At 70.4% G+C, this 19988-nt stretch carries 20 protein-coding genes, 2 tRNA genes and 5 pseudogenes; 16 read left to right on the plus strand and 11 right to left on the minus strand.

Going from position 1 to position 19988, the window contains the following annotated elements:
• Nucleotides 1–286: 286 nt before the first annotated feature.
• Nucleotides 287–733 carry a DUF1772 domain-containing protein gene (locus ADK64_RS32640; protein WP_053665025.1) on the minus strand — a complete coding sequence of 149 codons (447 nt, stop codon included), beginning with the start codon at nt 731–733 and terminating at the stop codon, nt 287–289.
• An 89-nt stretch (nt 734–822) separates the two neighbouring features.
• Here ADK64_RS32640 and ADK64_RS32645 point away from each other — a divergent pair, with 89 nt between their 5' ends.
• The 5 genes from ADK64_RS32645 (at nt 823) to ADK64_RS32665 (ending at nt 3689) form a co-directional block, all read left to right on the plus strand.
• Nucleotides 823–1401, plus strand: coding sequence for a TetR/AcrR family transcriptional regulator (locus ADK64_RS32645; protein WP_053665026.1), 579 nt, complete (start codon nt 823–825; stop codon nt 1399–1401).
• A 350-nt stretch (nt 1402–1751) separates the two neighbouring features.
• Nucleotides 1752–1825: transfer RNA gene (locus tag ADK64_RS32650), tRNA-Met, on the plus strand.
• 151 nt (nt 1826–1976) lie between these two features.
• Nucleotides 1977–2285 (plus strand): hypothetical protein, encoded by a 309-nt coding sequence (locus ADK64_RS47790; RefSeq protein ID WP_267888589.1) that lies wholly within the window; start codon nt 1977–1979, stop codon nt 2283–2285.
• Nucleotides 2286–2414: 129 nt separating this feature from the next.
• The gene (locus ADK64_RS32660) at nt 2415–2846 is read left to right on the plus strand and encodes an Rrf2 family transcriptional regulator (protein ID WP_053665050.1); all 432 of its coding nucleotides are present in this window, start codon (nt 2415–2417) and stop codon (nt 2844–2846) included.
• Nucleotides 2847–2942: 96 nt separating this feature from the next.
• Nucleotides 2943–3689 carry an SDR family NAD(P)-dependent oxidoreductase gene (locus ADK64_RS32665; RefSeq protein ID WP_053665030.1) on the plus strand — a complete coding sequence of 249 codons (747 nt, stop codon included), beginning with the start codon at nt 2943–2945 and terminating at the stop codon, nt 3687–3689.
• A 352-nt stretch (nt 3690–4041) separates the two neighbouring features.
• Here ADK64_RS32665 and ADK64_RS47795 read toward each other — a convergent pair.
• From ADK64_RS47795 to ADK64_RS49245, 3 genes and pseudogenes are all read right to left on the minus strand, one after another.
• Nucleotides 4042–4209: pseudogene (locus ADK64_RS47795) on the minus strand (IS481 family transposase); the annotation flags it as partial.
• A 556-nt stretch (nt 4210–4765) separates the two neighbouring features.
• Nucleotides 4766–4930, minus strand: coding sequence for a helix-turn-helix domain-containing protein (locus ADK64_RS47800; protein ID WP_234384795.1), 165 nt, complete (start codon nt 4928–4930; stop codon nt 4766–4768).
• Nucleotides 4927–5385 carry a transposase gene (locus tag ADK64_RS49245; protein WP_053665032.1) on the minus strand — a complete coding sequence of 153 codons (459 nt, stop codon included), beginning with the start codon at nt 5383–5385 and terminating at the stop codon, nt 4927–4929. Before ADK64_RS49245 ends, ADK64_RS47800 begins: the two co-directional genes overlap by 4 nt.
• 87 nt (nt 5386–5472) lie before the next feature.
• On the opposite strand from ADK64_RS49245, the gene ADK64_RS32675 reads away from it, so the two are divergent.
• Entirely contained in the window at nt 5473–5685 is a 213-nt protein-coding gene (locus ADK64_RS32675) for a hypothetical protein (protein ID WP_159046395.1), read from the plus strand.
• A gap of 156 nt (nt 5686–5841) precedes the next feature.
• Complete coding sequence (locus tag ADK64_RS32680) at nt 5842–6606, plus strand: carbonic anhydrase (RefSeq protein WP_234384796.1); 765 nt, start codon at nt 5842–5844, stop codon at nt 6604–6606.
• A gap of 30 nt (nt 6607–6636) precedes the next feature.
• On the opposite strand, the gene ADK64_RS46280 is transcribed toward ADK64_RS32680, so the two are convergent.
• A tRNA-Val gene (locus ADK64_RS46280) sits at nt 6637–6708 on the minus strand.
• Between the two features lie 138 nt (nt 6709–6846).
• Nucleotides 6847–7164, minus strand: a pseudogene (locus ADK64_RS48775) (IS982 family transposase); the annotation flags it as partial.
• Nucleotides 7165–7267: 103 nt separating this feature from the next.
• Between ADK64_RS48775 and ADK64_RS32690 the strand changes: the two are divergent.
• Entirely contained in the window at nt 7268–8047 is a 780-nt protein-coding gene (locus ADK64_RS32690) for an SDR family NAD(P)-dependent oxidoreductase (protein WP_053665038.1), read from the plus strand.
• Between the two features lie 257 nt (nt 8048–8304).
• Here the strand turns inward: ADK64_RS32690 and ADK64_RS32695 are convergent, their stop codons facing one another.
• A complete protein-coding gene (locus ADK64_RS32695) occupies nt 8305–8889 on the minus strand; it encodes an RICIN domain-containing protein (RefSeq protein WP_053665040.1) in 585 nt (194 codons plus the stop codon).
• A 191-nt stretch (nt 8890–9080) separates the two neighbouring features.
• Here ADK64_RS32695 and ADK64_RS49250 point away from each other — a divergent pair.
• Both ADK64_RS49250 and ADK64_RS47805 read left to right on the plus strand, forming a co-directional pair.
• Nucleotides 9081–9283 (plus strand): annotated as a pseudogene (locus ADK64_RS49250) (IS5/IS1182 family transposase); the annotation flags it as partial.
• Between the two features lie 185 nt (nt 9284–9468).
• A pseudogene (locus tag ADK64_RS47805) lies at nt 9469–9585 on the plus strand (MerR family DNA-binding transcriptional regulator); the annotation flags it as partial.
• A gap of 28 nt (nt 9586–9613) precedes the next feature.
• Here the strand turns inward: ADK64_RS47805 and ADK64_RS32700 are convergent.
• A complete protein-coding gene (locus ADK64_RS32700) occupies nt 9614–11167 on the minus strand; it encodes a bifunctional phosphatase PAP2/diacylglycerol kinase family protein (protein ID WP_078992987.1) in 1554 nt (517 codons plus the stop codon).
• Between the two features lie 264 nt (nt 11168–11431).
• Between ADK64_RS32700 and ADK64_RS32705 the strand changes: the two genes are divergently transcribed.
• The 4 genes from ADK64_RS32705 (at nt 11432) to ADK64_RS32715 (ending at nt 15684) form a co-directional block, all read left to right on the plus strand.
• Nucleotides 11432–13009, plus strand: a complete 1578-nt coding sequence (locus ADK64_RS32705) for an SDR family oxidoreductase (RefSeq protein WP_107093154.1) — start codon at nt 11432–11434, stop codon at nt 13007–13009.
• 5 nt (nt 13010–13014) lie between these two features.
• Nucleotides 13015–14391, plus strand: a complete 1377-nt coding sequence (locus tag ADK64_RS32710; protein ID WP_053665042.1) for a cryptochrome/photolyase family protein — start codon at nt 13015–13017, stop codon at nt 14389–14391.
• Between the two features lie 2 nt (nt 14392–14393).
• Nucleotides 14394–14525: a hypothetical protein gene (locus ADK64_RS48535; RefSeq protein WP_267888590.1), complete on the plus strand. Its 132-nt coding sequence runs from the start codon at nt 14394–14396 to the stop codon at nt 14523–14525.
• Between the two features lie 61 nt (nt 14526–14586).
• Nucleotides 14587–15684 carry a MerR family transcriptional regulator gene (locus ADK64_RS32715; RefSeq protein WP_053665056.1) on the plus strand — a complete coding sequence of 366 codons (1098 nt, stop codon included), beginning with the start codon at nt 14587–14589 and terminating at the stop codon, nt 15682–15684.
• A gap of 149 nt (nt 15685–15833) precedes the next feature.
• On the opposite strand, the gene ADK64_RS47810 is transcribed toward ADK64_RS32715, so the two are convergent.
• Nucleotides 15834–16040, minus strand: a complete 207-nt coding sequence (locus ADK64_RS47810) for a transposase (protein WP_324614472.1) — start codon at nt 16038–16040, stop codon at nt 15834–15836.
• 139 nt (nt 16041–16179) lie between these two features.
• The gene (locus ADK64_RS32720) at nt 16180–16959 is read right to left on the minus strand and encodes an NAD(P)H-dependent oxidoreductase (protein ID WP_053665044.1); all 780 of its coding nucleotides are present in this window, start codon (nt 16957–16959) and stop codon (nt 16180–16182) included.
• Nucleotides 16960–17097: 138 nt separating this feature from the next.
• On the opposite strand from ADK64_RS32720, the gene ADK64_RS32725 reads away from it, so the two are divergent.
• Nucleotides 17098–17967, plus strand: coding sequence for a helix-turn-helix transcriptional regulator (locus ADK64_RS32725; protein ID WP_053665046.1), 870 nt, complete (start codon nt 17098–17100; stop codon nt 17965–17967).
• 575 nt (nt 17968–18542) lie between these two features.
• On the plus strand, nt 18543–18779 hold the full coding sequence (locus ADK64_RS45445; RefSeq protein ID WP_053665048.1) for a hypothetical protein: 237 nt from the start codon (nt 18543–18545) through the stop codon (nt 18777–18779).
• 117 nt (nt 18780–18896) lie between these two features.
• Here the strand turns inward: ADK64_RS45445 and ADK64_RS32735 are convergent.
• Nucleotides 18897–19502: pseudogene (locus ADK64_RS32735) on the minus strand (TetR/AcrR family transcriptional regulator).
• Nucleotides 19503–19988: the final 486 nt, after the last annotated feature.

A 19988-nucleotide genomic window follows, 5' to 3' on the forward strand; every position in this document is an offset into this window, starting at 1 on the left:
GTGTTGGCCAGCACGATGGGTCCGGTCTTCTCCTTGAACTGAGCGAACATCGGCGTATCCGGGTCCAGGCTCTGCAGCTTGGCCATCTTCGGTACTTCCGAGGAAGTCTGACGGACGCTCATGGGGCGTCGCTGGCGCCCGCTTCCCGGGGAGGTACCAGCGGGTGTTCGAGGGCGTTCGAGGGTGTTGGTGTCCGGATCCTGTTCCCGGATGTCGGGATTTCGGTGGTCCGCTCCCCCCCGGGCGCGGGGATCGAGCGCCATCGGTGCGGTGTCGGCCCGAGTGCTCAGACGAGGGCGGCGGCCAGCAGGGTGAAGGCGGCGATCAGGACGGCGACGCGGACGTAGTGGTAGCGGTCCCAGTGGTTCATCTGCTCCTTCCAGTCGGCGGGCCGGTTCTCGGGGGTCCACGTCTTGTTCCGGTTGTTGATCGGGACGAGCAGCAGGATCGACATGATCACGGTGAGGATCAGGAGCGCGCCGGCGGTGACGACGAGGCCGGTGCCGTGGTGGTGCCATCCGGCGATGGCCCAGACCGCGACGAGGATGAGCGAGGTGATGTACCAGACCGGCATCACGGCACCGAGCATCCGGCCCCCGTGGGCGCGGCCGAGTTGGTCACTGTCCTCGGGGAGCGCGTTGAAGATCGGGTTCATGACAAAGGCGACGGAGAACTCCACCCCCACCATCACGCCGACGATCACGGTGGTGGCGACCTCGAGTGCATTGAGCATGACGACCCCCTGGTATCTAGCATTGCTAGGTGATGAGTCAACGCTAGTACTGCTCCCGCTCGATTGTCTAGCGATGCTAGGATCGAATCATGTCGGTACAGGAACGCAAGGAGCGTGAACGGGCGGGCCGCGAGCGCCTCATCGTGGCGACGGCCCGCGAACTCGCGGAGCAGCAGGGCTGGGACGCGGTCACCACCCGCCGGCTCGCCGAGCGCATCGAATACAGCCAGCCCGTCCTCTACAGCCACTTCCGCGGCAAGCGCGAGATCATCGGCGCCGTCGCCCTGGAGGGCGCCGCCGAGATGGCCGCGGCGGTGCGGGTCGCGGCCGCGGCCGCGGACAGCCCGCGCGAGCGTGTCGCCGCCCTGGCCCGCGCCTACCTCGACTTCGCCGCACACAATCCGGCGGTCTACGACGCCCTGTTCCAGCTCGACGGCGGTCTCGCTTACGCGCAGGAGGACACCCCGGAGCCGTTGAAGGACGCCTTCGCCGCGCTGCTGGAGAGCCTGGGCGAGGTCGCCGGGGACGGCGTCGAGACGGGGCTGTTCACCGAGGTGTTCTGGGCGGCCCTGCACGGGATCGCGACCCTGACCCGGGCGCGACGGCTGCCGCCGGAGTACACCGAGCGGAGGGTGGAACTGCTGGTGGACCGGCTCGCCAAGCTCTGACACGCCGTCCCGGCGGGCACGCGGCCGGGGCCCTCGGGCCCGCGCCGCTGTCTGCCAGCGGCATCGCTTCCGGTCGCTCGCGCCCACACGGTGCAGCCGCGGACCGCCGGGCCCCGTACCCCAGACGGGCACCAGCCCCGCAAGCTGCGATGCTCATTGACCACGACCCGATACGCGCCCTGGCTGACTCCCCATGCGGCGAACAATCGCAGTCGGGGTTTTCGCGTACAAGGCCAGACTGGGTCAGCAGCGGCCATGTCGGCCAATCATCAGCAGTCGGGCTCAGTCCGAGCGCAGGCGAAAGCCGATTGGGCCGATCCGGATCGGTGCCGTACAGTTCATCGTGTCGACGCGGGGTGGAGCAGCTCGGTAGCTCGCTGGGCTCATAACCCAGAGGTCGCAGGTTCAAATCCTGTCCCCGCTACTCAGACGTGAAGGCCCGGTATCCACCGGGCCTTCACTGTGTTGAGGGCCGGTTCGGACCTGGTTCTTGGCAAACAAGGCACCGAGATCACAGAGGCCGCCAACGTACTGGGCTTTACCGAAGCCGTACGCCGCCTCGCCGATCTGCCCCCGTGGCCCGGGGCGCGGAACGACCCCGCATGCCCGCCTTGATCGACGGCCTGCTCGCGGAGAACGAGGAGTTCGCGGTGCTGTGGAGCCGCCAGGACGTCAGCTGGCTGGGCGGCAAGGCCCAGACCTTCCCTCACCCGCAGGTCGGACGGTTGGCTCCCGCCTACCAGACGTACGAGGTCCAGAACGCGCCCGGTCGGTACCTCCTGGTCGGCACCGCCGAGCCCGCGAGCCCCGTCGCCCGTCGCCTGGCCTCGCTCTACTCTCACGGTGCCGTGGGCGGCCAGAGCGTCACGGCTGACCGGCGGTGACGAAGACCATCGAGGTCTTTCGGAGTCTCCCTCGGAATGGGGCAACCGCTCAGGAGTCGATTACCCGGGTACTTGCCGGGAGCAGTCGTAACGATTATGGTTACAGCATGGTGGGAGGTGATGGACGGCATGAGCGCCAACAGTAGGCTGACCGTCGCCGCACACACCCTGACCTGGATCGGGCTGTATCAGCGCCGCGGCCACGAGGTCGCGACGTCTGAACAGATCGCGACGAGCGTCAACACCAATCCTGTGGTGATCCGTCGTCTGCTGGCCCAGCTGCGCAAGGCCGGCCTGGCCGACTCGCGAAGGGGTGCCGGCGCCGGCTGGACGCTGTCGCGGGACCTGTCGTTGATCACTCTGCTCGATGTCTACGAGGCGGTGGAACCGGGGCCGGTCTTCGCCCTGCACCCCGCCACGCCCGACCCCGAGTGCGTCGTGGGCCACGGCATCGCACCAGCGCTGGCCGCCGTCTACGACGGGATCGAAGCCGCTCTCCGCGTGGAGCTGGCGAGAACCACGCTTGAGGACGTGCTGCACGACGTGCTGAAAGCCACCTAGTTTCGACTGCTGGTCCAACCGGGCCGCGGCGGCAAAGGTGCTCTCTGCGCCCCGAATTGTAACTGCAATGGTTACGTCAAGTATCCGGAGGATCTCATGGGACAGCTGGACAACAAGACCGCCCTCGTGACCGGGGCCTCCACCGGCATCGGCCTGGCCGTCGCCCGCCGATTCGCCGCCGAGGGAGCCACCGTCTACCTCACCGGCCGCCGCAAGGCCGAGCTGGAGGCCGCCGTCGAACAGGCCGGCGGCCGCGCCATCGGCATTCAGAGCGACGTATCGAAACTCGACGACCTCGACCGGCTCTTCGCCGAGATCACCGAGCGCAGCGGTCATCTCGACATCGTCGTGGCAAACGCCGGCGTCGGCGACTTCGGCCCGCTCGGCTCGATCACCGAGGAGGAGTACGACCGCACCACCTCCATCAACCTCAAGGGCACGGTCTTCACCGTCCAAAAGGCGCTTCCGCTGCTGTCGGCCAGCGCCTCGGTGATCCTGCTCTCCTCCAGCGCGGCCCTGCGCGGCGTCCCGGGCCTGGGCGTCTACGCCGCCACCAAGGCCGCGATCCGCAGCCTCGCCCGCACCTGGGCCGCCGAACTCGCCGGCCGCGGCATCCGCGTCAACGCCCTCACCCCTGGCCCCGTCACCACCCCCGGGGCCGACGAACTGCGGGCCGCTCTCCCACAAGTCGATCAGGCCACCGAGCCCGCCGCACCGACCCCGCTCGGTCGGGCGGGCCGTCCCGACGAGGTCGCCGCCACCGCCCTCTACCTGGCCGGGGACCAGAGCTCCTTCACCACCGGCGCGGAACTGTTCGTCGACGGCGGTGCCACCCAGCTCTAGACGAAAGCCGTTGCTCGCCACCCCCGGTCTGCCTCGTGCTCGGCTGGGGGTGCACCGGTGGTGGGCGTCCTGTGCGAAGAACGGTGCCGGATCACGACATGCCACGGCCAGTGGAAGTGGGGCGGCCCAACTGCAGACACCAACCCACCAAGATGCTGGGTCTGGCGCCGGGGGGTAACCGGTCCGGTCCGCGCACCGTTCGGCTGTGCCCCGCACCGGACGGCCCGGCACGTCCGCAGACGGTACGTGCGCCTTCCGGCCGGCGAGCCCGGCGAGTCAATCGCGGGACGTCTCCATCAGCTAGTGAAGGTTGCCTTCAGGATCGGTGATTCCCTGTCCCGGATCATGAACTGAACCGAGCACGGCAACCCGCGTCTTCCAGGTCTGTGACGGGATTCTTCGCGGCCGGGACCACCCAGCTCGCGGGCGGGTGAGCTGTGGCACCCAGGACGCGGACCCGGCGGCTGGCGTGCTCGATCACCGCGAACACGTACAGCCGCGCCCCGGTCAGCGTGACCGTGCCCCGCCTGCCGAACCGGACCGCCCGGATCGCCCGGGCCGCACCCGCGGCGCCGGCCGCGACCGGTGTACCGGGGCGCGTGCACCTCGTACCGGGGTGTCCGGATCTGGGACCCGTCCGGCCGCGGGGAACTTCGTAGTTCCCGGATGCGTCAAGCCTGGCGTCGCTGCGACCGGCATGGCTGAGCGCGACCGAGGAGGCGTGGTCCCGGAGCCGGTCGTCGGCATGTTCGGCCTCTTGCTCCTGGTCGTCGCACACGCTTGGTGAATGGGACCTTCGGGCTGCTGTGGAGCCGGGCGCAGATGACGGCGGCCTCTACGCCGCGCCGCCAGTGCTCGTGTTCGGGGTTGAGGTGCTCACCCGGTACGCCGAAAGCTGCCCGACGTCGCGGTCACCACGGACCCACCGCGCTGACCGCACCGGTCCTTAGCCCGGGTCGTCGGTGGATCTCCTCAGTCCTGTGGCAGACAGGGGTGGGCCGACCCCGGACAGCACCTGATGCAAACCCACGCGCCCCCCCACGCGAACGCGCGGCCAGCGCTTCACGCCCACCGGCCTACCACTTCGCCCACCAGCCGTCCACCGCCCTGGGGGAGACCTTGAACACCGCCGTGACGTCCTCGCGGTCCCGGCACTCCACCAGAGCGGCCACCGCCCGTAGCCGCAACGCCTCATGCGCCGACGGCGACAACTGCCCTACGTCCCCCACCAGTTCGCTCACGCAGCAGTCAATGACCCAGAACACTTGCCGTTTCGGATCAACAACCCCGGATGAGACGGATGGCGCCCCCTCGCGAACGCGCACTGCGCTGAACGGCGGCTGCGCCGCAAACATGGGTGACGCGTAGGCGTGCTGCCCGGTGGGAAGCACTCGCTGAGTCGGACGATGTCGGCTCCGGCGGCGGTGGGGACGTGCTGGACGTGGGCTTTCGCGATGCCGTGGTAGCGGCAGTGGCGCAGGCCGTGGGCGTGGACGGTCTCGGAGACGGTGGCTGCGCAGCCGGCGCGGATCGCGTAGTGCTCTTGCCACTCGGGGGTGTCCTGGTCCCGGCGCACCCGGGTCTGGATCTCCTGGAAGGGCTGAGGCAGGAGGATGATGTGGCGCCCTCGGCCGTCGGCGTTGCCGTTCCACTCCAGCCGGTCGCTACAGGCCCGGATGGCGGCTCGGGGGCACATGACGGACAGTCCCTCGTGTCCGTCGCCGAGCGTGGGGTTCCAGGGGGCTGGTCACTCCACGGAACAGATGAGGGTGCGAGCCTCTCTGTGGGGGTGAAGTCCGCCCTGGTGAAGCCGGGATGGTCGCGCTGCCTGCTGGTGTCGGCTCTGATGAGCGGGTTCGCCTGGTCCACCTGGTGGGCGCCGCGCTCCCTGCAGCGGTTCCGGATCAGGGAGGAGGCTGCTCCGGCCGCGGACGAGCCGGCTGCCGAGGACGCCGAGGACGCCGAGGACGCCGAGGCTCAGCTCAGCGGCCGATGACACGGCAGGGCGTCGGCCTTGTGCTCGGTAGGCCGTCGGGGGCAAAACGGCCTGCGCCCGCTCGTGCCTGCCGCGGGGCCGCTCTTGCGCGCCGAACAATGGCCCTGGTCTGCAGACGGCGGGCACGGGTGCGTACGGCGCAGAGGAGACCGACCGATGGGCACAGCAGGGCGTCTGGACCGTAGAGCCGTGCTCGTCGGCTCGCTCGCGGGCGCCACGGCCGCCCTCGCGGGATGCTCATCGACGAGCGCGGTGACTTCGGAGACCGACATCGCGGCGACCCGCGCTGCGACGGCCGGCGGTTCGCCCTCGGCGCGCCCGACCACGCCCGCCACCGCGTTCGCGAGACTGATGGACGGCAATGCGCGCTGGGTCAGCGGGAACCTTCAGCACCCCGACCGGGACCCGGACCGTCGTCAGCTCGTGGCCCAGCAACAGGAACCCTTCGGGGCGATTCTCTCGTGCATCGACTCCCGAGTGCCGCCTGAGCTTCTCTTCGACACCGGACTGGGCGATCTCTACGTGATGCGCACGGGCGGGCAGGCGATCGATGCGGTGGTCACCGGTTCCGTCGAGTACGGCCCCATGACGAGTGACACCCCGCTCGTCGTCGTCCTGGGACATCAACGCTGCGGCGCAGTCAAGGCTGCCTACCAGTCCCTGCGCGACGGCAAACCCCTGCCCGGCAACCTGCAGGCGATCGTCAGGGCTCTGCGGCCGTCGTACGAGCGGGCGGTCAAGGAAGGCGGCGCCGACCCGGTCGAGACGATGGCCCGGGCCCAGGCCAAGCTGACCGCCACCGCACTGCGCTCCAACGACGACCTCGCCCCCTTGGTGCGCAAGGGCTCCCTGGCGGTGGTCGGCGCGTACTACTCACTCGACACCGGCAAGGTGGAAGTCCTGTCCGGCAAGCCCTCCTGAACCCCAGCCCCCGACGAAGCCACAGCGTTGCGGAGAGGGCAGGATTCGAACCTGCGTGGACCACGAGTGTCCGACTTGGGGCTGCTGCCCCGGGCCCCTCTCGCGTCAACAAGCCCTGGAACGCCTCACTGCGATCGAGCGGAAGTCGGGTGAGCGAGGCCATGGTGCGCAAACGAACTCAAGTCGAGCGGTGGGTTCATTGGGTGAAGGGGTCTGCAGTACTGGGAGCAACTCGACGAGGGTGCAGACCAGGTGCAGGCGCAGGCCCCAGAAGGACCGGGAGTGCGAGGCGCAGTAGCCGTGGCCGGCCCAGCCCGCCAGGTTCGAGCGCTGGACGGTCGGACGCGACATGCCGCAAGGCACCGGGGCGGAGTGGGTGATCAACACCGTGTCGGTCCAGAAGTCGCTGTCCCTGGCCAACTCGCGGGTGTGCCACCGCAAGGCAGACGACTTCGGAGTCGCTGAGCAGAGGCGGACGGCCCAGCCACCGCGTTCCCCGATCTCGTCGTCGATCTTCACGTACAGTGCGGTCAAGAGGGTGTTCAGATCGGTCGTCACACACTGATCTTGGACACCTTCGTCCCTTTGGCAGCGCGGAACTTCGGATGTACTTGAGATCGGTCCCGTATTCGGCCGGGGCGGCACGAGGGGAGAGGCGATCGTGGGGGAACTGGACGGCAGGACCGCACTGGTGACAGGCGGCTCACGCGGGATCGGGCGCGCGGTCGCCCTGCGGCTCGCCGCCGAGGGCGCGTTGGTCGTGGTCCACTACGGCGGCAACGACGCGGCCGCCGCGGAGACCGTGGCGCTGATCGGCAAGGCCGGGGGCCGGGCGTTCGCGGTGGAGGCCAGGTTCGGCGAGAGCGGTGCGGTGGACTCGTTGTTCGAGGGGCTCACCGCCGGGTTGGCGGACCACGGTGAGGACGGCCTGGACATCCTGGTCAACAATGCGGGTATTCACTCGGTCAGTTCGATCGGGCAACTCACCGAGGAGGAGTTGGAGCGGCTTCTGGCGGTCAACGTGAGCACGCCGATCTTCGTGGTCCAGCGGGCGCTGCCGCTGCTGCGGGACGGCGGACGCATCGTCAACGTGGGCTCGGCGGCCACCCGGATCGCGAATCCTCTCCAGATCGGCTACACCGTCACCAAGGCCGCGCTGGCTGCGCTCGGCCCGTCGCTCGCCAACGAACTGGGCAGGCGCCGGATCACGGTGAACACGGTCGAACCCGGGGTGGTGCTGACCGACATGACCGCCGGGTGGACCGGCGTTCCCGAGGCGATGGCCGGACTTGAGTCGATCACCGCGCTCGGACGGATTGGCGAGCCGGGGGACGTCGCAGATGTGGTGGGCTTCCTGGCGGGTCCGCAGGGGCGCTGGGTGACCGGCCAGACCATCGATGTCTCCGGTGGTACCTACCTCGGCCCGATGACGGGCGGGTGATCCGCTGCCCGGCAGGCACCAGGGTGTTGGCGTCGGACCGGGGAAGCGGAATTTCGGATCTACTCGTCCAGGGGTTCCGACCGGGTGGGGTTCACTGATCGTGCCGGCGCCAGCCCCATCGCAGGCTGTTTTGTGCGGTATGCCGGAACGAACGGCGGGGGTCAGCGCCGTACCTGGCACTGCTTCGACGTGTGCCGGCCAGGGCTGCGCTTTTCCGGCCAGAGGCGACCGGGGCGCAGCCTCGCGCTCGGGGCTGGTCAGTCGACCATGTAGAGGTTCCAGCCCTGCCACCCACCGTCCTGGGAGGGACCGTTGCAGGGGTAGCCGCGCAGCAGGTCGGAGCCGCCGCTACCGGCGTCGGAGTCGTCCAGGCAGCGGCCGGTGTTGGCGTTCTGGAGCACCTGCTGGAAGTAGGCGGGGTTGGTGGCGGTGATCCGGCTGACGATCCTCCACCTCTGCCAGCCTTCACCGTTGCAGGGGAAGCCGCGCAGCAGGTCCGCGCCGTTCGGCCCACTGTTGGAGTCGTCCAGGCACAGCCCGGTGGCGGCGTTCCGGAGCTCGGCGTAGCCGTCGCCTTCTATGCCGATCACACGCCATTTCTGCCAGTTGTAGCCGTTGCACGGGTAGCCCCGCAACAGGTTGCCGCTGATGGCGTGCGCGTCGATCGAGTCGTCGACGCAACGGCCGGTGTTGTTGTTCCCGCCGATCTGGTAGTCGTGTGGCCATGACCAGTTGGCGGAGTTGCCGAAGGCGGCGGCCGGGCCGGTCGCCGTGGCGACACCGCCGAGAGCGAGGGCGGCGGCGACGGTACCTTGTACGGCCCGCTTGATGACGTTGCGCATGACGTCTACTCCCCGTTCGCGTACGGGCGTCTGCCCGGACGTTCCTCTGTTGGCTGCCGCCTGGACCGGTCTTGCTGCGAAGCGGCGAGACCAGGCTACTCAGGGCGGCCATGTGGAGTCCTGATTCCCGTACGAATCGGTCCACCCCGATCAGGGGTCCTACAGCTCGGCCATTGAGTCCTTTCCAAATCCGGTTGGCCGGTGGGTTCGGCAACGGGATCGCGACCGTTTACCGCCACATACGGGGAGCCATCGAGGCCCTGGCCAGCTTCGGCCCTCCCTGGGTGAGGCGATGAGGACGATCCGGGAGAAGGCGTTCGTCATCCTCGACGGCACCCTGCTCCCGATCAACCGCATCGCCGCCGACACTCCGTACTGCTCCGGGAAACACAAACGACGCTCGACAGCACGGAATCATCGAAGCGTTCGCCGAAGCGGGCTCAAGTGCCAGGCGGACCAGGCGTATCAAGGTGCCGACGGGCCTGGCCGGGTGCCGTTTCGAGGCCGCCGCCTCAAGAGATCGCCCGGGTGAGGACGATGTCCGCCCGGGTACCGCAAGGCCCCGGACCGGAAGGTACCGGGGCCCCTGTCGAGGCCGCCTGCCGCATCGTCATCCTTGAAGACCGGCTCGAAGAAGCCCAGCACATCAACGAGCGACTGTGCGCACAAGGGGGCAAGTCGCAGACCTCAGCCTGAACCCGGATGGCTGATTTCCATGGGCCCGTCAGGGTGCCTCGGGCAGTGGGCGGTACACGGTCAGTGCGCTCGGCGCCTTGTCCAGCAGCAGTGCGGGCGGGGCCGGGGCGGTCTCACCGTCGTAGGCCAGATGGGAGGCGCCGTCCAGGCCGGTGACGATCAGGCGCTCGACGCGCCGCGCGGACAGCACGGGGGAGTGGCGCAGGGTGCCGGACAGGGCGGCGGCGACCAGGCGCAGCCGGGCCAGGCGTCCGGCCCGTACGACCCGGACGTCGAGCATGCCGTCGGCCAGGTCGTGGCGGCGTACTGGTGCCAGGCCCAGCCCACGGTAGGTGCAGTTGCCGGCGAACAACAGCCAGATCTGGCGCCGCCGCCCGTCGAACTCGGCCTCCACCGGACGCGCCGTACCCAGCACGTGCAGCACCGCGAGCGCGCCCGCGGCCACGCTGCCCAGCCGTGGCGACCACTTCTCCCGCACCCTGACCAGGTCGGTGTAGGCACCGATGCTGAAGGTGTTGACGAAGTAGGCCTCGCGTCCGTGCGGCCCCGGCCGGAGCCGGGCCACGTCCACGCTCACCGCGTGCCCGCCGGTGACGGCCTCGGCCGCGTCCTCGACCGAGTGCAGGTCCAGGTCGTAGGCGAAGTGGTTCAGCGTCCCGCCGGGCATGACCGCCAGCGGCAGCCCGTGCCGCACGGCCGCGGTGACGGCCGCGTTCACCGTGCCGTCGCCGCCGATCACCCCCAGCGCGGTGGCGCGTCCGGCCGCGCGTTCGAACAGCTCCTCCAGCGAGGCGTCCGGATCCACGGTGACGAACTCCGCCTCCGGCAGGGCGGCGCGCGCCTGCCGCAGCGCGTCGCCTCCCGTGCCTGCCGCGCTGTTGGCCACGACCACCAGTCCGCGCCCGGCGGGCAGAGCCGGTGCCTCGGCGTGTGGACGGGCCTGCGGGCCCAACTGCTCCCTGGTCGGGGCGATGCCGCGCACCGCGTAGGCCGCGCCCACCCCGAGGGCCGCCCCCGCGAGTACGTCGCCGGGGTAGTGAACCCCGGTGTAGACGCGGGAGAAGGCGACCGACCAGGCCAGCGGGGCGAGAGCAAGGCCCCAACGGCGGGACTCCAGGCCCGCGCCGAAGGCGAAGGCGGCGGCCGAGGCGGCATGGCCGGACGGGAACGACGTGGTGAAGGGGAGGCGGGCGAGGTGCCGCACCGCCGGTACCCGATCCAGTGGCGGACGGGTGCGCCGCGCCGACCGTTTGACGAGGGTGTTCACAGTGACCGAGGCCACGGCCAGAGACGCGACGGCGCGGACGGCGGCCCGCCGCCGGGTCCGCCCGCCGAGCGTGCCCATGCTGGCCGCGACACCGAACCACAGCAGCCCGTGGTCGGCGCTGCGGCTCAGCCGGGGCAGCACTTTCTCGGCGAGCGGCCAGTGACGGGTGGCGACCTCCTCGAAGACGCGCCGGTCGGCACGGGTCAGCAGTGTCCGGATCGGACCGGGGGAGGAGCTGGGCCCGCCCCGGGCGGCGGGCGGCCGCGTGAGCAGCGTGAGCAGCGTGCGTGCGGTGTACTGAGGTCGGGACGCCATGCGATCAACGTGCCCGCTGGATGCGGAGTGATGCCATGGGCGGGCCGGGCGTTCCGGGCGGTCCTCTCGCCCCGTGGCGCCGGAAGCCGCGGGTTTCACCCGATCACCGCGCGCACGAGGCGCGTCCGGCCGGGCGGGCAGCACTGTGGAAGTTCGGGAAAACAAGATGCGGCGCACCGGCGCACGAGCGAGTACAGGACGGCACCCGTGGCGGACGAGGCGAACAGGACGACGACCGGGGACCGGGTTACGGCTCACGAGGCACTGACTTGTCTGGTGACCGGCGCGAGCGGCTACATCGGCGGTCGGCTCGTGCCCGAGCTGCTGCACGCCGGGTACCGGGTGCGCTGCCTGGCGCGCACGCCGCGCAAGCTGCGCGACCATCCGTGGGCCGGCCGGGTGGAGATCGTCCAGGGCGACGTCCTCGACGCCGCGTCGGTGGCACGGGCGATGGACGGCGTGGACGTGGCCTACTACCTGGTGCACGCGCTCGGCACCGGCCGCGACTTCGCACGGACCGACCGTGACGCGGCCCGCGTCTTCGGCGAGCAGGCCCGTCGGGCCGGCGTCCGCCGCCTCGTCTACCTCGGCGGGCTGACCCCGGAAGGGGTTCCCGAGTCGGATCTGTCTCCCCACCTGCGTTCCCGTGCCGAGGTGGGCCGCATCCTGCTCGACTCGGGTGTGCCGGCCGCCGTGCTGCGCGCTGCCGTGATCATCGGTTCCGGCTCGGCCAGTTTCGAGATGCTGCGGTACCTCACCGAGCGGCTGCCGGTGATGGTCACCCCGCGCTGGGTGCACACCCGTATCCAGCCCATCGCCGTGCGGGACGTCCTGCGCGTCCTGGTGGGCTGCTCCCGTCTGCCCGCCGACGTCAGCCGTGCCTTCGACATCGGCGGCCCGGAGGTGCTCACCTACCGGGAGATGATGCAGCGGTACGCCACCGTCGCCGGGCTGCCCCGCCGGTTCATCGTGCCCGTACCCGTGCTCACACCCGGTCTGTCAAGTCACTGGGTCGGCTTGGTGACCCCGGTGCCGGCCTCGATCGCCCGCCCGCTCACGGAGTCCCTGCGCCACGAAGTGGTGTGCCGGGAGCGGGACATGGAGCGGTACCTGCCCAGTCCGCCCGGCCATCCGCTCGGCTTCGACCAAGCAGTCGCCCTCGCGTTGCAGCGTGTCAGGGAAGCCCAGGTCGCCACGCGCTGGTCCTCGGCCTCCGTGCCGGGCGCCCCCAGCGACCCGCTGCCGACCGACCCGGACTGGGCAGGCGGCAGCCTGTACACCGATGTCCGCGAACGCGAGGCGGACGTGGCGCCGGAGGCACTGTGGCGGGTGATCGAGGGCATCGGCGGGGAGAACGGCTGGTACTCCTTTCCGCTGGCCTGGGCCGTGCGTGGCCGGCTCGACCGGCTCGTCGGCGGCGTCGGCCTGCGCCGGGGCCGACGGGACGCGCGGCGGCTGCGGGTGGGCGACTCGCTGGACTTCTGGCGGGTGGAGGAGATCGAGCGCGGGCGGCTGCTGCGGCTGCGCGCCGAGATGCGGCTGCCTGGCCTGGCCTGGCTGGAGATGCGCGTGGACGGCGACGCGGGCGGTCCGGTCCGGTACCGGCAGCGGGCCCTGTTCCACCCTCGCGGGCTGCTCGGCCACCTGTACTGGTGGAGCGTCTCGCCTTTCCACGCGGTCGTCTTCGGCGGCATGGCCCGCAACATCGTGCGCGCCGCCGCGCGTGGCCAGCGCCACAGCGCCGGGCCGGCCACGACCGGCCGCACCGCATCCGGTTCGGCCGTGCCACCGGAAGACAGTGCCGTCCGCACCGGCCGCCGTCGACCACCGGAAAGAAGCTGACCGTCATGCATGTCTCGGTCGTCCTGTTCACCGCCGACCTGCGCCTGCACGACCACCCGCCGCTGCGTGCGGCGCTGGAGTCCGCAGACGCGGTCGTCCCGCTCTTCGTGCGCGACCGCGCCGTCGAAGCAGTGGGTTTCGCCACCCCGAACCGCAGCGCGTTCCTTGCCGACTGCCTGACCGATCTGGACGCTTCGCTGCGCAAGCGCGGCGGACGACTCGTGGTGCGCTCGGGCGACCTGGTGGACGAGGTGTGCCGCGTGGTGACCAGCGCGGACGCCGACGAGGTCCACATGGCGGCGGCGCACAGCGGCTTCGCAGGCCTGCGGGAGGAACGGCTGCGGCGGGCGCTGGAGGCCGAAGGCCGCCGCCTGTTCGTGCACGATGCGGTGACCGTGGCCGTACCGCCCGGCGAGGTGACCCCCGCCTCCTCCGACCACTTCGCCGTCTTCACGCCGTACCACCGGCACTGGGCGCAGGTGCGTCTGCGAGCCGTCGTCGGCGCCCCGCGCCGGGTACGGGTGCCGGACGACGTGAAAGGCGAACCCCTTCCGGCCCGCAGGGACGTGACGGGAGTCTCGCCCGCCCTGCCGCCCGGCGGGGAGAGCGAGGGCCGGGGGCGGGTAACGGCGTATTGGCGCAGCGGACTGGATGCCTACGACGATATGCGCGACGACCTGGCCGCCGACGCCACCTCCCGGCTCTCCGCGCACCTGCATTTCGGCACCCTGTCCCCGGTGGAACTGGTCCACCGGGCCCGGGCCCACGGCGGGCTGGGCGCCGAAGCCCTGGTACGCCAGCTCGCCTGGCGCGACTTCCACCGCCAGGTTCTCGCCGCCCGCCCCGACGCCGCCCGCGCCGACTACCGTGCGAAGAACGACCGATGGCGTGACGAGCGAACTGCGAAGGCCGACATCGAGGCGTGGCAGGAGGGCCGTACCGGCTACCCGGTGATCGACGCGGCGATGCGGCAGCTGCGCCACGAGGGCTGGATGCACAACCGGGCCCGCCTGCTGACCGCGAGCTTCCTGACCAAGACCCTCTACGTCGACTGGCGGATCGGCGCCGCCCATTTCCTGCACTGGCTGGTCGACGGCGACATCGCCAACAACCAGCTCAACTGGCAGTGGATGGCCGGCACCGGCACCGACACCCGGCCCAACCGGGTCCTGAACCCCGTCACCCAAGCCAAGCGGCACGACCCCGATGGCGCCTACGTTCGCCGCTGGGTGCCCGAACTGGACGGCGTGGACGCCCCGGCCGTGCACGAGCCGTGGAAGCTGCCTGCCTTGGACCGGGCGGCGCTCGACTACCCGGACCCGATCGTGGAGCTGTCCGAGGGCCTGGAACGTTTCCGCCGGGGCCGCGACCGGCAGGAGTGACCATGGCTGACACTCACTGGCTGTTCGGCGACCAGCTCGGCCCGCACTTCTTCCCTCTGAACCGGGCCATCGCTCTGGCTGCAGGAGTCGCCTCGGGCCGCTGCCTCGTGTTCGGTTCCTGCTGTCGTGGGTGAGGTTCTTGACCCTCACGTGGCGTCAGGCTGCATAGTCGGTGCCGTGGAGGATCACTGGACCGTGGGACGCGTGGCAGGGCTGGCCGACGTGAGCGTCCGCACGTTGCATCACTACGACGAGATCGGGCTCGTTCGCCCGTCGGCGCGGACCGCGGCCGGGTACCGGGCCTATTCGGCGGACGACGTGGAGCGGCTGCGGGAGGCGCTGGCCTATCGGCGGCTGGGCTTCGGGCTGCGGGAGGTCGCGGAACTGGTCGGCGACGCGTCCGCCGACGCGGTCGCGCACTTGCGGCGGCTGCGCGGCCTGCTGCTGGAGCGGCGTGATCGCGCTGACGCCATGGTGGCGGCCATCGACAGGGAACTTGAGGCACGAGCAAGGGGGCTGAAGGTGACACCGGAAGAGCAACTGGAGATGCTCGGTGCACGGCTGTACGACGCGATCGGCGGCGCCTACACCGCGACACGGCGTACCGAGCCACGGATCGCCGCGCAGATCTGGGACGCGCTCGGCGACGCGCAGACGGTGCTGAACGTCGGGGCCGGCACCGGCTCCTACGAGCCTGCTGATCGCGACGTGACCGCGGTGGAGCCGTCGGAGGTCATGCGGCGGCAGCGGCCTGCCGGCTCGGCGCCGTGCGTGGCCGCCGCCGCGGAGAGCCTGCCGTTCGAGGACCGCTCCTTCGACGTGGCGATGGCCGTCTCCACCGTTCACCACTGGGGGGACCCGATAGCGGGGCTGCGCGAGATGCGGCGCGTCGCCCGCCGCGTGGTGGTGCTCACGTTCGACACCGATGAGCCCGGATGGCAGGACCGGTTCTGGCTTACCCGCGACTACCTGCCCGAGTTCGCCGCCGTCCTCGCGGAATTCCCCCCGCTTGCCGGGATGGCCGACGCGATCGGCGCCCGCGTGGAGCCGGTGCCGGTCCCGTGGGACTGCGCTGACGGCCTGTTCGAGGCGTACTGGCGCCGACCGGGGGCGTATCTGGAGGATCATGTGCGCCGTGCGTCGTCGGTGTGGGCGAGGGTCGGACCGGAGGCCGAGCGGCGGGCGGTGCAGAGCCTCGGCGACGACCTCGACTCCGGCCGGTGGGCCGAGCGCAACAGCGACCTCGTCGACCTGGACACGGCAGATCTCGGGCTCCGCCTGCTCATGGCCTGATCCGTGTTGCGGGTTCAGCATCATGGCGGCTTCTGGACCGGACGGCGGTGGGTGGGCTGGGTGGTTTGCCGAAATCGTGGTGCCGATTCGGTGCTGAAGGGCGCTGACGAAGTGAGGGTGTTGTTGGCGCCGGGGCTGTGACGCTGCGGTCACCATTTATGCCGTCTCGGGTGACCTCGCGCAGGGTGGTGAACTCGCGGGCCCAGCCGGTCAGGAGCGGCCGACTCGTGGTGTCCTGGACACAGCCCGGCCCAGGACACCCGATGTCCCGCCGAGGGGAACCGACCGATGCAGCCCCCGGTCTCGACCACGATCACCTCGGCCACCGCCCGGTTGGTCCCGGGAATGTCCGGCAGGCCCCAGACGACAGCCCAACGTCACCTTCGACGAGGCTGGGCTGACCGAGTGACGGGACCTGGCCGCTCACACCTCCAAGACCAACCCATGGCCCGTTCGGAACGTATCTGGGTCACACCCCCGGTCCCTAGCTGGCGGTCAGCCGCGCACGTGCAGCCCGAAACCCGTGCGGCCCGCGGGCTCCAGTCCCTCCTTCAGGTGCAGCGAGGGGATCTCGTAGTCGCCGAAGTTCTGCCGCCGGAACGCGATCGGCTCGGTCGACTCCAGGGTGAGCAGGCGCTGCTCCCAGGCCTTGGCGACGTCCGGGTAGTCCTCGCCGGTCATCCGGTCGGTGCTGTACAGCACGAACGGCGGCAGCACCTCGATGCCCGGGTAGTAGAGGATGCCGTGGTGGATCGGGAATAGCAGATCGTCGATGGGGCCGTTGATCCCGCGAGCGGCGTAATGCGACTCCGGGCCGCCGGCGGTCACCGACAGCAGGGCCTTCCTGCCCGCGAGGGTGCCTTCGCCGAAGCGCTCGCCGTACCTGGTGTCGCTGTGCTCGCCGACGCCGTACGCGAAGTGGTAGGTGAACACCCGGTCCACCCAGCCTTTGAGGATCGCGGGCATCGTGTACCACCACAGCGGGAACTGGAAGATGACCGTGTCGGCCCACAGCAGCTTCTCCTGCTCGGCGAGGACGTCCGGGGTGAGCGTCCCTGCGTCGAAGGCCCGGCCCGAGTCCAGGGCGACCTTCAGCGGACTTGAGGCGTCGGGGCCGTAGTCCGCGGCGTCCACGACCGCCTTCCAGTTCATCGCGTACAGATCGCTCACCCGTACCTCGTGCCCGGCGCTCTCCAATGTGGACACCGCGAGGTCCTTCAGCGAGCTGTTGAGCGACTTCGGCTCCGGGTGGGCGTAGACGATCAGCGTCTTCATGGGAACTCCTTCGGATCGGGTGCCTTCGATCCTGGGCGCCGCGGCGCCCGGCGTTCAGGGGCTCCTCTTCCGTCGGACGGGACTTCCTGGTACTGGCAGGGCCACCTTCACGGGCTCCACCGAGGCCATACTGGCGGCATGGACGATCTTGCGGGCTTCCTGCGGACCCGGCGTTCCCGGGTCGACCCGGCGGCCGTCGGCATCCCCACCGACAGCCGCCGCCGGGTCGAAGGGCTGCGCCGCGAAGAAGTCGCGCACCTGTCCGGAGTCAGCGTCGACTACTACGTACGCCTGGAGCAGGGCCGCGCGACCCAGCCCTCCGAGCAGGTCCTCGACGCGCTCGCCCGGGTCCTCGGCCTCGACGAGACCGAACGCGGGCACCTCGACCGGCTCGCCCGGCAGCGCCGCCGCCGCGCGAAGGCGCCGGGCGGGCGGGTCCGGCCGGAGCTGCTGCGCGTCCTCGACCTGGTCGCCGACGCACCCGCGCTGATCATGGACCACCGCCTGGACGTGCTCGCCGGGAACCGCCTCGCCGGGCTCCTGTACGGCCGGCCGATGCCGGGCCTGAACACCGCCCGGCACATCTTCCTCGAGGAGGCCGAGCGCGGCCTTTACGCGGACTGGGAGAAGTGCACCCTCGACGTGGTCGGGCACCTGCGCCTGGCCGCCGGCAAATACCCGGAGGACCCCCGTCTGGCCTCGCTCATCGGCGAGCTGGCGATGGGCAGCGAGCGTTTCCGTCGCCTCTGGGCCCGCGCCGACGTGCGCGCCCGTACACACGGACGCAAGGAGTACCGGCACCCACTGGTCGGACTGCTGGAACTGCACCAGGAGAACTTCGCGTTGCCGGATGAATCGGGCAGGGAGTTGCTCGTGCTGTCCGCGGCCCCCGGCAGCCCCGCCGAGGACGGGCTGCGCCTGCTCTCGGGCCTGGACGCAGCCAGTGATGACGTGCATCCCGCAGCGAAGGCTCGCGCGCCGCACCATGGCGCACCTGACAGTCGATGACCTCGACGGATCCTGAAACGCTCGCCGGCACGCCGATGCGCGGCTCCCTCACCCGCACTCGCCCGCGGCGCGGCACGCCGAATCCTTCTGTCACCTTGATCAACCGGCCACCACCCCCAAATCAGCGACAGAGCGCGGAATACGAGCCAGCACCGAACTCTCGTGAACATCGACCTGGACGCCATCGGGTGCCTCCCGTGTACGTGTCCAAGGCGGCGCTCGGCCGTGGTGAGGACGCTGGGTCGTTCGACGGTGACTTCGGCGACCGCGACGCGGGCGGAGGACTCGTCGACGATGGACTTGTTGTCGGGCGGACAGCAGGGTTGAGACGGCGAGGTTGTTGACGGCGCGGGGACAGTCGCGGGCGGTGCCGTGGCTGAGGGTGATCGCGTCGTCGGAGATCAGAGTGTCGGAGCGGCTCGCGAGGGCGAGGTGGTGGGCGAGGCAACGGCTGGTCTCCTCGCTGGTCATGGGTGGCATGCTGGAGCGGATCGCGATCCGCTGGTCGAGCGCGGCCGGCATGCTGAGTTGCCGAGGAGCTGGGCCTGGTCGCCGAGCACGACGCGGACCTGGACGTGGCCGCGCTGTGGGCGGCGGTCGAGGAAGCGGTGCCCCGCACGGCGGTGGCCGGCGCGGTCGCGACCGTCGAAACCCTGGTGCCCGAGGACGACGGGTCGGCCGAGGCGCGGATGCGGGAGAAGCTGGCCCTGCGCCACCACGCGGTGCGCCCCTTCCCGTCCACCTCGACGCGGACGACGAGGGCACCGGCGAATGACGCGGCGTCAGGGCGCTTATCGGGTCGTGGTCAATGAGCATCACAGCTTTCGGGGCGGGTGCCCGTCTGAGGTACGGGGCCCGGAGATCTGCGATTGCGCCGTGTGGGCGTGACGCTGGCCGCGACCATCCTGACCGCTCAGGGCAGGGAGCCCTCATGCGATCCCTGTGAGCAGGGTGCGCGCGATCCGGGCGGCGAAGGCGTCTGCCGACTGTGGGGGTTTGGCCTTGGGGGACATGTCATAGGCGAAGGCTCGTTGGGCGCAGGCGCCCAGAAGGAGGGAGGCGGCGGCGAACGTGTCGGCCTGGGCGCTGATGCGGCCTGCCTCCTGTTCGGCTCTCAAGTAGGCGTCCAGGCCCTCGATCGGGCGGTGCGGGCCGGTGCCCATCTCGCACAGGGTGTCGTCGTGGCGACGCTTGAGGCGGGGCTCCGCATACAGGGACGCGGCCATCGGAAAGGTCTGCTCAAAGAAGAGCGCTGCTTCGTGGGCGATGTCCCTGAGGTTCTGCTCGACTGTGCGGTCGGGGTTTCCCACGCCTTCGGAGCGAAGGCGTTCGAGGAGTGAACCGAGCTTCGGCAGGCGCTCGTTGAGTACGGCCAGGAAGATCTCCTCCTAGTTGCCGAAGTACTTGTAGAGCGCCGCTTCGGAGCAGCCGGCCGCCTTCGCGATCTCCTTGGTGGTGGTGCGGGCGAGGCCGATGCCAAGCATGAGCTCGTGGGCCGCGTCGACGATACGGGCGCGGGTCGGCCTCTGGTCCATGCGTGCTCCAACAGGCTTGACGCGGGGGTGAGTATTCACTCACCATAAGGGCAGACGAGGTGAGTGAGTACTCACCCACCTAGGGAGCAGCACCTGGAGGGCGCGCGCCATGCAGCTCACGGTTTTCGGTGCGCCGGAACGCCGCCCAGGCCGCACGTGTCGCCATCGGAGTGTGGATCGGCACCTACGGCCCGCCCGGAGCACCGACGGCCTCGGCTGAGGAAGTCGCCCCCTCGTACTGGGATGTGCAGACGCGGCGCGACGAAGTCGAGCGCGTCTTCACCGCCTGACGCCGCCCCGGCCCGCCCTGTCCCAACCATCGCCGATCCCTGATCCGCCAGTGCGGTGGTGGCCGGCCTCGGTGCCGTGGGGCAATCGACAGAGAGAGGAAGTACCGAAGATGGCCAAGCTGCAGAGCCTGGACCCGGATACGCCGATGTTCGCTCAGTTCAAGGAGAAGACCGGACCCATCGTGCTGGCCAACAC

It is taken from the genome of Streptomyces sp. MMG1121 (genome assembly GCF_001280015.1).
Classification (GTDB): Bacteria; Actinomycetota; Actinomycetes; order Streptomycetales; family Streptomycetaceae; genus Streptomyces.

What these genes read in the sequence shown, in the direction of transcription:
- ADK64_RS32640 (WP_053665025.1), bottom strand. Translation starts at nt 733, where the DNA reads ATGCTCAATGCACTCGAGGTCGCCACCACCGTGATCGTCGGCGTGATG.
- ADK64_RS32645 (WP_053665026.1), top strand. Translation starts at nt 823, where the DNA reads ATGTCGGTACAGGAACGCAAGGAGCGTGAACGGGCGGGCCGCGAGCGC.
- ADK64_RS32660 (WP_053665050.1), top strand. Translation starts at nt 2,415, where the DNA reads ATGAGCGCCAACAGTAGGCTGACCGTCGCCGCACACACCCTGACCTGG.
- ADK64_RS32665 (WP_053665030.1), top strand. Translation starts at nt 2,943, where the DNA reads ATGGGACAGCTGGACAACAAGACCGCCCTCGTGACCGGGGCCTCCACC.
- ADK64_RS49245 (WP_053665032.1), bottom strand. Translation starts at nt 5,385, where the DNA reads ATGTGCCCCCGAGCCGCCATCCGGGCCTGTAGCGACCGGCTGGAGTGG.
- ADK64_RS32680 (WP_234384796.1), top strand. Translation starts at nt 5,842, where the DNA reads ATGGGCACAGCAGGGCGTCTGGACCGTAGAGCCGTGCTCGTCGGCTCG.
- ADK64_RS32695 (WP_053665040.1), bottom strand. Translation starts at nt 8,889, where the DNA reads ATGCGCAACGTCATCAAGCGGGCCGTACAAGGTACCGTCGCCGCCGCC.
- ADK64_RS32700 (WP_078992987.1), bottom strand. Translation starts at nt 11,167, where the DNA reads ATGGCGTCCCGACCTCAGTACACCGCACGCACGCTGCTCACGCTGCTC.
- ADK64_RS32710 (WP_053665042.1), top strand. Translation starts at nt 13,015, where the DNA reads ATGCATGTCTCGGTCGTCCTGTTCACCGCCGACCTGCGCCTGCACGAC.
- ADK64_RS48535 (WP_267888590.1), top strand. Translation starts at nt 14,394, where the DNA reads ATGGCTGACACTCACTGGCTGTTCGGCGACCAGCTCGGCCCGCACTTC.
- ADK64_RS32720 (WP_053665044.1), bottom strand. Translation starts at nt 16,959, where the DNA reads ATGAAGACGCTGATCGTCTACGCCCACCCGGAGCCGAAGTCGCTCAAC.
- ADK64_RS32725 (WP_053665046.1), top strand. Translation starts at nt 17,098, where the DNA reads ATGGACGATCTTGCGGGCTTCCTGCGGACCCGGCGTTCCCGGGTCGAC.